Here is a 12649-nt window from a genome sequence, read left to right as displayed (position 1 = left end):
CGGCCCGTCGCGACAAACGGTGTCGTGAGTTATCTGCAAGATGGAGAAGCACTATGTGGACACTGATCACTGGCGCGGGGTCAGGCATCGGTCGGGCTCTGGCCCTGGAACTTGCCGCTCGGGGCGACGACCTGATTCTTGCCGGCCGCACGGCGTCGAAGTTGGAGGAGGTCGCAACAAAGCTCCGCGTTGAGGCGCCCAACCGTGAGGTGATGACCCTTGAAGTGGACCTTGCAGATCCCGCAAGCACCCGCAATCTGGCGCAACAGGTGACTGATGCCGTCGATCACCTCTCAGCGTTTGTGTATTGCGCTGGCGTCGGCGAACCGGCGTCGGATTTTGCCAGCCTTGGCCTGATTGATTTTCAGGAAGCGCTGGCCGTTAACGTGTCTGCCCCGATGCTGCTCACCCAGTCGTTGTTGCCGGTGCTGAAAGGCGGCGATCCTGCGTCCAGGATTGTCATGATCGGTGCGGGCATGGACAAGCACGCCCAACCGGGAACCGGCAGTTACGGGATCAGCAAAATGGCCCTTCGTCGGCTGGTGCGCCAGCTGTCCGTGGAGTTCGACACCATGTCGGATGGACCGGTGGTGAGCCTGTTTCAGCCCGGGCTGGTGGATACTCCGGGCATCCGAAGCCACATCGAAAAGGCCGAAAAACTGGAGCTGCCGCACGCAGAGTGGCTGGCCAAGCGCCTGGAAGCGGGGGAATGCCTGACTGCCGAGCAGGCGGCCAGCGCTCTGCTGTTCACGCTGAATCAGGTTCCGGAAAGTGATTTTCACGGCGCAGTGTTCAACGGCGCCGATCTGGTGGATTCGCTGTCATTCGCTGGAAGCTGACGAACTGCCAGGCGGTATCCTAGAGGGGGACCCGCATGGTTTCGGAGCCGCTGTCAGGCATACCGATCATTTCATCCGTTCCTGTTGGCGGAATGACATCGGTGTGCTGGACTTTGTATTCGTGGAAATACTCGCGCACCGCGCAGGCTCCGGAAAACATCACCGGTTTATCGTAGGCGTCCGTCAAGATGTAGCCCTGGCCCTCCAGGTAGAACCGCGCCATGTAATAGCGCCCTTCCATTGAGACGATTTCCAACAGGGAAATCGTGTCGTACTTGTGCTTCTTCAGTTCGCCAGTGTCCATATGCATCGGAAGTCTCCCGAGGGTTTATTGTCGTAATGAAGGTTACGGAAAGCACAGCCAAACAGGTCAATAAACGAGCAATTAGAAGGATCCGGCTCACCGAGCGCCTCGTATCGGTTAAAAGGTGAACAGTAGAGAGGTGCCATCATGGGTCACCAAAAGATCATTCTCGGAAAGTGGCTGATTCCCGTTCTTCTGGCTTTTATGGGGGTGGCCATCCTCGGATCCTCACAGTCTGTGGCCAGCGACAAAGACGCGGAAATCCGCGACACCATCCTTCGCCAGATCGAAGCCTTTGCCAACAACGACGAAGAGCAGGCCTGGGCCCACGCGTCCGAGGGCATCAAGCGTCGATTCGGGTCGTCCCAGGTGTTTGTTGATATGGTTCGCGAAGCCTACCCTGCCGTGCACAACGCCACGGCCATCGAATTTACCCAGCGCGTGCCCCATGGCGCCTTTGAAATCCAGGTGGTGCGCTTGCAGGGACCGGAAGGCAAGCGGTGGGACGCCTATTACCGGATGGTGCTCACTGAAGGCGCCTGGAAGGTGGCCGGCGTGAGACTCCAACCGGCCGAGCTGGGCATTTAACGGGCTCAGGCCAGGTGCCGCCCGCCATCCAGGGGTAGGGTTCTGCCCGTAATGTAGGGATTGTCCAGCAGGAACTGCAGTGTGGCGACAGCGACCTCGGCCCCGGGCTCGATGCCCAGCAATGATTTTTTCAGGGTTCTTTCCCGGTAGGCCTCGCTGTCGCCCTGGTTGAACATGATCAGGGAGGGGGCAACCGCGTTCACCTTCACGTTCGGCGCCAGCAATCTTGAAAACGACAGGGTCAGGTTGGTCAGCGCGGCTTTGCTGGCGGCATAGGCGATATGTTTCGCGCTGCCTTTTTCCACCACATAGTCCGTCATGTGGATAATATCGGCTGTCGAATCACCCTTCTCCAGCATGGAGCGGCACGCCAGATTGATCCGGTACGGTGTCATCACATGAATCTGCATCATTGCGTTCATCACGTCTGCAGGGTCTGAATCCTCGCTTTCCGGCAACCAGTCCGAGGCATTGTGAATAATGGCTCGCAGCTCGCTTGTTCGTGATTTCAGGGCCTCGATAAAGTCATCAATGCCCTTATTCGTTGCGAAATCCGCGTGGATACACTCGGCCCCGGCTCTCTGCAGCGCATCGATGGCCGGTCGATAGGTGCGGTAGGTAACGATGATGGGCTGGCCACGATCAAGGCAGGCTCTGGCGAAGGCCAGGCCGATTCTCTGGCCGGCGCCGGTGATCAGAACAGGTGCGGTCATGACATCTCCAATCAGGGTTCAATCTGCTTAATCTCTGAATTGAATACGTCAATAATCGTCTCGCAGAGCCATTTATGACCGGATTCTTTCTCCGAGTTCTGGTCCCAGCACAGGTCAAAGGAGAACACCACCTCCTCCAGTGGCAGCGGGGCGGCTTTGAGATGTTTCAGGCGCGGATCCAGCGCCAGCAGGCGCTGTGGCGCTATGGCAATCAGATCTGTTTTCAGCAGGATATCGGGAATGGCATCCCAGCTGGACACAATCAACGCAGAATGTCGTTCAAAACCGCGCCCGGCAAGGGCGTCATCGATCACCGTTGTACCCGTGGACGCCTGAGAGAGTTTTACATGGGGCAACCTGGCATACAGTTCAGGGGTCATCGGCTCCGACGCGGCGGGGTGGTCTGGTCGCATCAGCACCACAACGTCATCGGCCATAAGCCGTTTACTACGGACCGCTTTGGGCTTGAGCCGACCGGGCGTCAAACGAATCTGGGCGTCTACCCGGTCCCACTCTGAGCTCTCGGTGGAAATCGAGAACGGCAGAATATCGATGGTGATATTCGGCGCTTCTTCGCGAATCCGCCGGGAAAAGCTTGGCAGGAAAAACCCCGAGATATAATTGGCCACCTGCATACTGAACACACGCTTTGATTCGGCCGGCACGAATTGCTGTTGGGCACTGATCGCGCTGGACAGGTACGACAGGCCGTCTTCCACCTGAACGATGAGTTCTTTGGCTCTTTCGGTGGGTTCCAGCCCCTTGGCGGTGCGGTAAAACAGCTGATCATTGAGCATCAGGCGCAATCGCGCGAGTGCGTGGCTGACGGCCGAGGGGGAGAGCCCGAGCTCATTGGCCACTTTTGAAATCGAGCGTTGTTCCATGATGTTGGTGAAAATTACCAGCAAATTAAGATCAAAATCGCGTAAATTCACCATATTTATTAATTCTCGCAGCTTGCCGTCATTATTGTTATCGCAACGTCCACCTGGCAGCGCAGTCGCGCTTCAGGCCGGCCGTTGATTGCCAGAGGCATTGGACAAGTCTCGCAGACCCGGCAAATTTGCGCCAGATTCAGGGGCGTTGGCAATCAGAGGGAAGCCGGTGCCCTGCTACCAGGCACCGGGTTGAGAGGAGCGGTTACGTGGAGAAATTCCGGCAGCGGGCCACCACAATGGCCCGGGCTCAGCCGAAGGTTGCGGGCAGCCAGAGGGTAATAGCCGGGACATAGGCCACCAGTGCCACCACGCCAAGCAGAACCAGCATGAAGGGCCAGATATGGCGCGCGACAGTTTCCACGCGCAGCCCGCTGATGCTTGAGGCAACAAAAATGGAGTAGCCCACGGGGGGCGTTACCATGCCGACGGCAAAGTTGATGACCACCATGGCGCCCAACTGGATCGGATCCAGACCGATCTGCTGGCCCAGGCCTATAAGGACGCCACTGAGAATGACCATGGCGGAGATGTTGTCCATGACGGCGCCCAGCAGGAGCAACATGATATTGACGATCAGTAGCAGGATGATCGGGTTGTCCGTGAGCGCAAGCAGCGCCTGGGTGAGCTGGGCCGGAATCTGTTCACTGGCCATTACCCAGGCGAACCCGTAAGCCACTGCAACGATGAACATGATAACGGCGGTCGTTCTCATCGAGCTCATCAGGATGGAGGGCATTTTCCTCCAGTCCAGATCGCGGTACAGAAACAGGCCGACGATGGCGCTGTAGAGGACACCGACCATAGCGGCTTCGGTGGGGGTGAACATGCCGCTGTAGATACCGCCAAGTATGACAACCGGGGCGAGCAGAGCCCAGATGCCATCCTTCAGAGCGAACAGGAATTCTTTTCCGGTGGCCCGCTTTTCCTTTGCGACACCGTGATGCCGGGCGTAAAGGACACTGACTATGCAGAAACCGGTGGCGGCAATAAGACCGGGAATGATGCCAGCCAGGAACAGCTTGGCGATGGATTCCTCCGCCAGTACACCCCAGATGACCATGGGTATAGACGGCGGAATCATTTGCCCCAGAGGTCCCACTGCGGTCGCAAGTGCCGCGGCATACCCGCGCTGGTAGCCCCGGTCTTCCAGCTCATCGATCATGATCGAGCCGACCGCCGCCGTGGTCGCTGGGGCGGACCCGGAGATTGCGCCAAAGAAGGTTCCGGCAGCCACTGTCGACATCGAGAGGCCGCCAGTCAGATGCCCGAAGAAGGTTTCAGCGACACGCACCAGCCGCCGGGAGAGACCGCCGGCGCTCATCACCTCACCTGCCAGGATAAAACCGGGAATGGCGAGCAGGCTCGTAACGCTGCTTCCGGCAATGAATTGCTGGGGCAGAATCATCGGATTCACATCGGCCATCCAGATGCCCACAGCCGCCAGCAGGCCGATCGTGAACGCAATGGGTACACCGATGGCCAGGAGAACAATCAGGCCAATTATCATGACCAGGCCAATCTCACCCATGTTAATGCTCCGAGGATTTGTGGATCGGCCGTGGCCGGACAAGAAGAATCAGGGCATGAATACTGATCAGCGCGCCTCCGACGGGAACCGCTGCATTTTTGACCCAGATTGGATAGCGGATAGCGGGCGATACCTGGCCGGCGGTGAACTCCGCGAAGTTCCAGCCGGTCCAGAGCATTACCAGCCCGAAGCCGATGATCAGCACCATGATACTTCGTTCCACCAGTTCACCGAGAAGCGCCGGTAGCGAGTCGACCAGCAGGGTTACCCGAACATGGCCCCCGGTGCGGACCAGCGCGCTGGCAAACAGGAAGACCGTCCAGGTAAATGCCAGAGCTGCGACTTCATCGCTCCACACCAGCGCATCACCGAGTACGTAACGGTAGAAGACACCCAGTAGCAGGCTGCCGATCATGGCCAGAGCAGTCACCACTCCGACAGCTTGGGATCCCAGGGCCAGGGCGTTTCCAAACTTATCCAGGTACTGATACATCCAAACGGTTCCCGGTCAGAAGTCCCGATAGATTCGGGGTGTTCCAGGACAGGTGGCGTTACTCGGCCACCTGCTCCAGGGCCATGTCGAGAATATCCGCGCCAATCTTGCTGCGGTATTCGTCGTAGACGTTGGCAACCTTGCTCCGGAACGCCTCGACATCGTCGACTTCATTGACGGTCATACCCGCCGCCTTGATCTGGTCAAGAACCGCACCGTTATTGGACGCGACGGTCTCGCGCTGGCGATCAATGGCCCGTTTGGCAGCCTGTTGAACCAGTTCCTGGGTCTCCGGGGAGAGTTTGTTGAAGGTCTGCTTGGACATCAGCAGAGCGAGGGCGTTGTAGGTATGGCTGGTCAGGGAAAGATAGTCGGTCACTTCCGGATATTTGTTGGCAAAGATGACAGGAAGTGGAATTTCCAGCCCATCGACCGTGCCCTGCTGTACCGCGGTAAAGACATCACTCCAGGCCATGGGTACCGGGTTTGCGCCGATGGCGCGGAAGCTGGCAATGAACAGGTCGCTGGGCTGAACCCGCAACTTCACGCCGTTGAAATCCTCCGGAGTGCGGATTGGGCGCTCGTTGTTGATGGTGTGCCGGAAGCCGGCTTCCGGAAAACCAAGCCCGATAATGCCTTTTGCGTCCAGCTTGGCAAGCAGTGTCTGGCCTACTTCGCCATCCAGGACTTTGTGTGCCTGCTGGTTGTTGGCATACAGAAAGGGCAGATCGTTGAGCTGGAATGCAGACTCCAGAGTGCCTACCTGGGTTCCTGTAATCACGCCTGCATCCATGGTTCCGAACTGCATGGCTTGCAGCATCGCGGTGTCGTTGCCGAGTTGATGGTTGGGGTAGAACTGGACGTTGAATTCGCCCGGCGCTGCTGCTTCCAGCTCTTCGGCAAAATAGTGAGCGGCGATGGCGTACGGGTCGACTTTACTGTCAGCCGTGGTCCAGCCGAGCTTGATGGTGGTTTGGGCCTGGCTCAACGTGGCGGCGCTGGCCAGGAGGGCGGCGGCGATCAATTTACGATTCATGAGTTTCATTGTTTTTCTCCGATGTAAAGCAAACTGGAAAGGTGTTTTGTCATGATGGTATCCACTTTCCAGTCAGGCAGGTTTTGCCAAATTTATTTGTGTTTATTTTCTCCGATTTTGATCGGTAAAAATAATCTAGGGTAAGAAAAACAAAAGCGCAAATTTAATATTATTCAGTCATTTGTGAATGAAATTAAAAAGCCACCTTCCTGAATTCCATTCATAACAACCTGAATATAATTGAATTTGCAAAAACTTATAAACCATATTATTTATTTGTGGGATGATTATTTAATGGGGTTCGTTATTAATTAATAAAAGGAAAATGCAATGAGCCAGGAAGTATCGTGTGAAATAGAGCGCCTGGAAAAAGACTTTTTATGGCCTGAAAACAAACGATTGGCGATTAATTTTAATATCGCTTTTGAAATGTGGACACCGGATTCGTGTTCCAGTGTGAACCCCATGGGCAATGTTCTGGCCGGTGATATGGTAGACCCTAACGCCGACAGTTATGGTCGTTATAACGCCAATGTGGGCGCGAAAAGGTTGTTTGATATTGCGGAAAGCTACGGTGTGGCCACCAGTGTATTTACCTCTGGGCTGGTTGCAGAACACTGTTCGGCTGAGCTCAAAAAACGCTTTGATTATGGACATGAGATCATCGGCCACAGCTATGGCCAGAATATGCTTTTCCCGTATCTGAATGAGCAGCAGATCGAAGACAATATAAAAAAATCGACTGCGCTGATTGCGCAAGCTACCGGCCAGAAGCCTGGCGGCTGGATCAGTCCCAGAATCACCTCCGATCTGGACGTTCAGCGCAGGCTATCCCTGCATGGCTACAAGTGGCACGGCGATGCACTGGATGATGATCGACCGTACCTTCAGCGCTTTGCCGACAGTTCGATCATGGCGATTCCGGTAACCATCGATTTCAATGATCTGCCGCACGCCATGCGATTTGGCAGAACGCCCGAGCAGTTCGTCGAGATGTTCACAGCGACGCTGGACAAACTGTTGGCGAGCAATCGCGAAACGCTGATTCTGGACGTGATTGTTCATGGCCATTGCTATGGCAGGCCTGCGGGCGCCTGGGCATTTGAAGAGATTGTTAAGCGCTGCGCCCAGCAAAGCGAACTGTGGCTAACCACCAGAGGACAGATCTTTGATTATGTGAGACCATTTTTCGACGATTAATACCGGAGGCAAAACGCCCACAGCAACTATGGCAGTACGGAACCCGATAAGCCCGCAACCGGGTACCGCAGATCTGAACAATCCGCTGTACTATCTCGAAAATATGGAAACCGTGCTTGGCTGGGTGCAGAGCCATCACGGCGACTTGCTGACGGCGGAAGAGCTGGATCGACTGGCCAGCTTTCATACCCTTTCACTGCCGGCCCGGGCCTTGCTGGCCCGCATGGTGATGCGCACGGGCGATCTCTTCCGGTCGGACAAACTCAAGTACCCGGAGCTTGGCGTACCAGAGCAACAGGCCCTGGCTGAACTGACTGACACGGGCTGGCTGGACACCGATCCCCTGCTCAGCCTGGACGAACTGTTTCGTCTGTTCACGCTGGGGGAACTGCGTCCGGCTCTGGGAGCTTTTCTGAAGGCGGCCGGAGAGCCTGCCAACCTGCCCAAGGGCCAGATGCGTGACGCCCTGCTTTCGCGATTTTCCGGCCCTCTTACCGTCGCCGACTGGCTCGGTGAGCGCGCCAAGCCGGTGATCAGGCTCAAGACCATGGCGCTTTTTGACCGGGTTCGCCTGATGTTTTTCGGCAACCTTCGCCAGAGCTGGTCTGATTTCGTGCTGGTGGAACTGGGTCACCAGCGCTACGAGCCGGTGACCTTCACCCCGGAATCCCGTGCGTTCCAGCACCGTTCGGAGGTGGACCTGTATATTGCCATGCACCAGTGCCGGGAGTGGCTGGACGCGGGCGTACCCGCTGTTGAGGTGTGGCCGGACGTGCCGGGGCCTTCGGACAATGCCTGGTTGACCAGTCGGCGCGACCGGCTGTTGCTGGAATTGGGCCGACAGGCGGAGCGTCAGGGGGAGCGTGAGCTGGCGGTAGAGTCCTTCGCCAGCAGCGGCCATCGGGAAGCGCGGTTGAAGCGGCTCCGGTTGCTGGAGCGGCTGAAGCGTCACCGGGAAGCCTGGGCCATTGCCTCCGAGTGGCAGAACCAGGAACTGAGCGATGCCGAAGCCCAGGGCCTGGCGCGGATTCTGAAGCGGCTTGCGAGCCGGCTTGGCCAGACACCGCCACAGCCTGCGGCGAAGCCACCCATCCGGGATATCACCCTGACTCTGCCAAAGCCCGAAGTCGGGTCGGTTGAATACGCCGTTCAGCACCACCTGTATCGGGACGATGCCCCAGTGTTCTATGTGGAAAACACCCTGATCAACGGTCTGTTTGGTCTGCTCTGCTGGCAAACTATCTTTGCACCGGTGCCGGGGGCGTTTATCCATCCATTCCATGTCGGCCCCGCGGACCTGACCCGGGAGGATTTTGTAAGCCGTCGCCAGGCATCCTTTAACCAATGCTTTGGGTTGCTGGCGGAGGGCAGTTACCGGGACCGGATTCTGGAGAATTACCGGGCCAAGCAGGGCACCACCAACCCCTTCGTGATCTGGCCGGTCATCACCGAGGAGCTGCTCAGCCTGGGGCTGGATTGTATTCCAGCGGAGGATCTGGAACGGCTGTTCCGTCGCCTGTTGTTGAATATCCGGGAGCATCGCAGTGGCTTCCCGGATCTGATTCGCTTTTTCCCGGGCGCCACCGACACGGCAAAGCGCTATGAAATGATCGAAGTGAAGGGGCCGGGTGATCGGTTGCAGGATCACCAGATCCGTTGGCTCGAATTTTTTGCCGGTGAAGGCATCCCCGCCAGTGTCTGCTACGTGCGCTGGCAAGGCGATGGGGTGATGGGATGACGGTGAAGGTTGCCGTCCGAACCCTCTGCGAATTTGCCGCCCGCCAGGGCGATCTGGACTTCCGATACACCCCGGCCCCCAGTGCCGAGGAAGGCATCGCCGGCCACCAGGCCATCCAGTCCCGGCGCGGCTATGGCTACAAAAGCGAGTATTTACTGACCGGAGAGTGCCTGGGATTAGAGCTTTCCGGGCGCGCGGATGTCTACAACCCGCATCGTGGCCGGCTGGAAGAAATCAAGACTCACCGGGGTGACCTGGCCCGAATCCGGGAGCATCAGCGGGCGCTTCACCGTGCCCAGCTGCGAGCCTACGGCGCCCTTTTGTGCCGACAGGAAAAGCGGAAATCGCTGGAGCTGGCGCTGATCTATTACGACACCGGCAGGGACAAGGAAACACCGGTGGTGGAGACCGCCAGTGCCGACGAACTCTGGCAGGAACTGGAAGCTCTGTGCGGCGTTTACAAGGCCTGGGCTGAACAGGAAGAACAGCACCGGGAACAGCGGGATACCCTGCTTTCCAGGCTGAGGTTTCCCTTTCCGGCGTTCCGCCCCAGGCAGCGCCAGCTGGCGGAGACGGTGTACAAGAATGCGGCGAAGTCCGGCACCCTGCTGCTTGAAGCTCCCACCGGTCTGGGCAAGACCCTTGGCACGCTGTTTCCGGCGTTAATGGCGATACCTGCCGCCGGGCAGGACCGGTTGTTCTACCTTACCTGCCGCAATACCGCGCGCCAGCTTGCCATGGATGCGGTGGCGCGCCTGCGTTCGGCTCAAGCGGCCCCGAACTGGCCCCTGCGAACCCTGGAACTGGTGTCGAAAGATGACGCCTGCGAGCACCCGGACAAAGCCTGCCATGGCGATTCCTGCCCCCTGGCCAAGGGCTTTTTCGACCGACTGCCCGATGCGAGGGCGGAGGCGGCCCAGGCCGAAGGCACACTGGATCAACCCACATTGGCGAAGATCGCCGCCGGTCACGAGATTTGCCCCTACTTTCTGGCCCAGGAAATGGCCCGGTGGAGCGATGTGGTGATCGGCGATGTGAACCGGCTGTTCGATCAATCCGCCCTGCTCCATGGTTTGATTCGTCAGAACAGCTGGAAGACCAGCGTGCTGGTGGATGAGGCCCATAACCTGGTGGACCGGGGCCGGGGCATGTATTCGGTTCGGCTGGATCAGCAGCGTTTGCTGAGGATCAAAAAAACCGCACCGAAGCCCCTGAAATCCGCCATCGACCGGACAGCCCGGGCGTGGCAGAGCCTGATCCGGGATCACCAGGCTGATACAGAGAGCCCAGAGTTTCTGGAGACACTGCCCACGCAATTGCTGGGCGCCCTGCAGGCCATGGTCTCCAACCTGACCGATTATCTGGCCGACCATCCACCGGATCTGGCCCTGCAGGAACTGTTGTTTGAAAGCGTCGCCTTCATGAAGCTGGCGGACACGTTCGGCGATCACTCCCTGTGTGAATTCCAGCGGGCCGGTCGGGGTCGGGCAAGTCTGACGATCCAGAACTTGATCCCGGCGGATTTCCTGCGGGAGCGGTTTGAAGCCGCGCACTCGGTCCTGCTGTTCTCCGCCACCCTGAGCCCCGGTGTCTACTACCGGGATCTGCTGGGGTTGCCCGAGGATGCCCGTTTTACCTCGCTGCCCAGCCCGTTCAGCGCGGATCAGCTACAGGTGCAGTTCACGCCCGGCATCAGCACCCGGCAGGTTCACCGGGAGGCCTCCCTCCAGCCCATCGCCGATCTGATCGCTCGCCAGTTCCGGGACCGGCCCGGGCATTACCTGGCGTTTTTCAGCAGCTTCAAGTACGCGAAACAGGCGAGCGACGCTCTGGCGAAGCAGGCCCCCGATGTCCCCCAGCGGGCACAGGCACCGGGTATGTCGCCTCAACAGCGAGCAGACTTTCTGGCGGGGTTCAGGGAACCGGAAGGTAGTGTGGCGTTTGCCGTTCTGGGTGGGGTGTTCAGTGAGGGGATCGACCTGCCCGGGGATCAGTTGATTGGGGCTTTTGTTGCAACCCTTGGTTTGCCCCCGTTTGATGCCTGGCATGAAATCCTGAAGGCTCGCCTGGAACAGCGCTTCGGCGCCGGTTACGACTACACCTATCTGATTCCGGGCTTGCAGAAAGTGGCCCAGGCGGCCGGGCGGGTGATTCGTACCCCGAAAGACCGGGGCGTGATCTGGCTGATTGATGACCGGTTTCTGCAGCCGGCCATCAACAGGTTTTTTCCTCGCTGGTGGCTTGCAGAGAGCCACTCTGACGATCCGCGGCGCGAATCTTCAGAGACCGGTTAATCACGATGGTGTCGACGGAGCCTTTCTGTGCGATAGCCGACAGGGCCTGTTCGAGCGTGGCATTGGCGATGGCCTCATGATTCTGGGGCAAAGAGTTCACCGCCTGTGGAAGAAAGTCCAGCAGTCGGTCATCGCCGAAGGTCGCAATTTTCAGAGTCTCCGGAAGCCGGCCCGGCTGTTCGAGCAGGGCATCCAGAACCCCTTGAAGCAGCGTGTAAGAGGCGGTAACCAGGGCATCCGGAAGGCCATGGTCAGTCAGGATCCGACGCATCATTGCGGCACCCGAGGCACGATCGTAATGTGGGCCGCTCTCCACCAGGGAAGAGACGCCGGCCTCACCTGCTGCGGCCAGAAAGCCTTCCCGGCGCTCCTGGGTCATGGCAATCTCCGGTACCGCATCCAGCCAGGCGATGCTGGTGGTGTCTGCATCGAGTACGGAACGAGTCAGGATTCTGGCTGCTGCGTGGTTGTCGCTGACCACGCATCGGATCTGATCCGGTGACTGGGACCGGTCGACGGCAACCACCGGCAGACCCTCTTTCTGCAACTGAGGGTAGAAGGGATCGTTCTGGGCCAGAGCACTGGCCACGATCAGAGCATCGCAACGCCTTGCCTTCAGGGAGCGGGCCAAGGACTTTTCCGTCTCCGGGTCGTCGTCGGAGCCGGCGATCAGAAGTTGGTATCCCCGGGCCCGGGCGCCTTGCTCCAGCAGCTTCGCCAGCCGGGCATAACTGGTGTTCTCCAGATCCGGCAGGATAAAACCGAGGGTCCGGCTGGCGCCACCCCGCAGCGCTGCCGCCTGGGTATCTACCTGAAAGTCATGGGCCTTGGCCACCGCAAGCACTTTCTCGATCGTGTCCGGCTTGATGCGCCGGGCAGCCCCCTGGCCGTTGATAACATAGCTGGCCGTGGTTCTTGAAACGCCGGCGAGCCGGGCAAGTTCCGCAAGGGTCATGGGCGACAGCTCCGATTAAAAGA

Annotated in this window: 12 protein-coding genes; 5 read left to right on the top strand and 7 right to left on the bottom strand. The window is 58.5% G+C overall.

Annotation, left to right across the window (positions count from 1 at the left end; all coding sequences use genetic code 11):
• The first annotated feature begins 53 nt into the window (after positions 1–53).
• A complete protein-coding gene (locus KEHDKFFH_RS05820) occupies positions 54–839 on the top strand; it encodes an SDR family NAD(P)-dependent oxidoreductase (protein WP_104321038.1) in 786 nt (261 codons plus the stop codon).
• A 19-nt stretch (positions 840–858) separates the two neighbouring features.
• On the opposite strand, the gene KEHDKFFH_RS05815 is transcribed toward KEHDKFFH_RS05820, so the two are convergent.
• Positions 859–1149: a DUF6482 family protein gene (locus tag KEHDKFFH_RS05815; RefSeq protein WP_104321037.1), complete on the bottom strand. Its 291-nt coding sequence runs from the start codon at positions 1147–1149 to the stop codon at positions 859–861.
• A gap of 141 nt (positions 1150–1290) precedes the next feature.
• On the opposite strand from KEHDKFFH_RS05815, the gene KEHDKFFH_RS05810 reads away from it, so the two are divergent.
• A complete protein-coding gene (locus KEHDKFFH_RS05810) occupies positions 1291–1731 on the top strand; it encodes a DUF4864 domain-containing protein (protein ID WP_104321036.1) in 441 nt (146 codons plus the stop codon).
• Between the two features lie 5 nt (positions 1732–1736).
• On the opposite strand, the gene folM is transcribed toward KEHDKFFH_RS05810, so the two are convergent.
• The 5 genes from folM to KEHDKFFH_RS05785 form a co-directional block, all read right to left on the bottom strand.
• Complete coding sequence (gene folM / locus KEHDKFFH_RS05805; RefSeq protein ID WP_104321035.1) at positions 1737–2444, bottom strand: dihydromonapterin reductase; 708 nt, start codon at positions 2442–2444, stop codon at positions 1737–1739.
• 11 nt (positions 2445–2455) lie between these two features.
• Positions 2456–3382 carry a LysR family transcriptional regulator gene (locus tag KEHDKFFH_RS05800; RefSeq protein ID WP_104321034.1) on the bottom strand — a complete coding sequence of 309 codons (927 nt, stop codon included), beginning with the start codon at positions 3380–3382 and terminating at the stop codon, positions 2456–2458.
• A gap of 247 nt (positions 3383–3629) precedes the next feature.
• A complete protein-coding gene (locus KEHDKFFH_RS05795) occupies positions 3630–4910 on the bottom strand; it encodes a TRAP transporter large permease (protein ID WP_104321033.1) in 1281 nt (426 codons plus the stop codon).
• Between the two features lies 1 nt (position 4911).
• On the bottom strand, positions 4912–5403 hold the full coding sequence (locus KEHDKFFH_RS05790) for a TRAP transporter small permease (protein WP_104321032.1): 492 nt from the start codon (positions 5401–5403) through the stop codon (positions 4912–4914).
• A 58-nt stretch (positions 5404–5461) separates the two neighbouring features.
• Positions 5462–6448: a TRAP transporter substrate-binding protein gene (locus KEHDKFFH_RS05785; protein WP_104321031.1), complete on the bottom strand. Its 987-nt coding sequence runs from the start codon at positions 6446–6448 to the stop codon at positions 5462–5464.
• A 321-nt stretch (positions 6449–6769) separates the two neighbouring features.
• Between KEHDKFFH_RS05785 and KEHDKFFH_RS05780 the strand changes: the two genes are divergently transcribed.
• The 3 genes from KEHDKFFH_RS05780 to KEHDKFFH_RS05770 are packed head-to-tail and all read left to right on the top strand — an operon-like array spanning position 6770 to position 11671.
• Positions 6770–7639 (top strand): polysaccharide deacetylase family protein, encoded by an 870-nt coding sequence (locus KEHDKFFH_RS05780; protein ID WP_104321030.1) that lies wholly within the window; start codon positions 6770–6772, stop codon positions 7637–7639.
• Positions 7640–7667: 28 nt separating this feature from the next.
• Positions 7668–9377, top strand: a complete 1710-nt coding sequence (locus KEHDKFFH_RS05775) for a VRR-NUC domain-containing protein (protein WP_104321029.1) — start codon at positions 7668–7670, stop codon at positions 9375–9377.
• Positions 9374–11671 carry an ATP-dependent DNA helicase gene (locus tag KEHDKFFH_RS05770; RefSeq protein ID WP_104321028.1) on the top strand — a complete coding sequence of 766 codons (2298 nt, stop codon included), beginning with the start codon at positions 9374–9376 and terminating at the stop codon, positions 11669–11671. Before KEHDKFFH_RS05775 ends, KEHDKFFH_RS05770 begins: the two co-directional genes overlap by 4 nt.
• Here KEHDKFFH_RS05770 and cra read toward each other — a convergent pair.
• Positions 11592–12626, bottom strand: coding sequence for a catabolite repressor/activator (cra, locus tag KEHDKFFH_RS05765; RefSeq protein ID WP_104321027.1), 1035 nt, complete (start codon positions 12624–12626; stop codon positions 11592–11594). The genes KEHDKFFH_RS05770 and cra overlap by 80 nt on opposite strands.
• Positions 12627–12649 lie beyond the last annotated feature (23 nt).

It is taken from the genome of Marinobacter maroccanus (assembly GCF_002933275.1).
Classification (GTDB): Bacteria; Pseudomonadota; Gammaproteobacteria; order Pseudomonadales; family Oleiphilaceae; genus Marinobacter; species Marinobacter maroccanus.
Note: the sequence above shows the minus strand (reverse complement) of the source record. Positions and strands in the feature narration are given on the sequence as shown.

Excerpts from the sequence above, each read along its gene's own strand:
- KEHDKFFH_RS05820 (WP_104321038.1), top strand. The coding sequence starts at position 54 with ATGTGGACACTGATCACTGGCGCGGGGTCAGGCATCGGTCGGGCTCTG.
- KEHDKFFH_RS05815 (WP_104321037.1), bottom strand. The coding sequence starts at position 1,149 with ATGCATATGGACACTGGCGAACTGAAGAAGCACAAGTACGACACGATT.
- KEHDKFFH_RS05810 (WP_104321036.1), top strand. The coding sequence starts at position 1,291 with ATGGGTCACCAAAAGATCATTCTCGGAAAGTGGCTGATTCCCGTTCTT.
- folM (WP_104321035.1), bottom strand. The coding sequence starts at position 2,444 with ATGACCGCACCTGTTCTGATCACCGGCGCCGGCCAGAGAATCGGCCTG.
- KEHDKFFH_RS05800 (WP_104321034.1), bottom strand. The coding sequence starts at position 3,382 with ATGGTGAATTTACGCGATTTTGATCTTAATTTGCTGGTAATTTTCACC.
- KEHDKFFH_RS05795 (WP_104321033.1), bottom strand. The coding sequence starts at position 4,910 with ATGGGTGAGATTGGCCTGGTCATGATAATTGGCCTGATTGTTCTCCTG.
- KEHDKFFH_RS05790 (WP_104321032.1), bottom strand. The coding sequence starts at position 5,403 with ATGTATCAGTACCTGGATAAGTTTGGAAACGCCCTGGCCCTGGGATCC.
- KEHDKFFH_RS05785 (WP_104321031.1), bottom strand. The coding sequence starts at position 6,448 with ATGAAACTCATGAATCGTAAATTGATCGCCGCCGCCCTCCTGGCCAGC.
- KEHDKFFH_RS05780 (WP_104321030.1), top strand. The coding sequence starts at position 6,770 with ATGAGCCAGGAAGTATCGTGTGAAATAGAGCGCCTGGAAAAAGACTTT.
- KEHDKFFH_RS05775 (WP_104321029.1), top strand. The coding sequence starts at position 7,668 with ATGGCAGTACGGAACCCGATAAGCCCGCAACCGGGTACCGCAGATCTG.
- KEHDKFFH_RS05770 (WP_104321028.1), top strand. The coding sequence starts at position 9,374 with ATGACGGTGAAGGTTGCCGTCCGAACCCTCTGCGAATTTGCCGCCCGC.
- cra (WP_104321027.1), bottom strand. The coding sequence starts at position 12,626 with ATGACCCTTGCGGAACTTGCCCGGCTCGCCGGCGTTTCAAGAACCACG.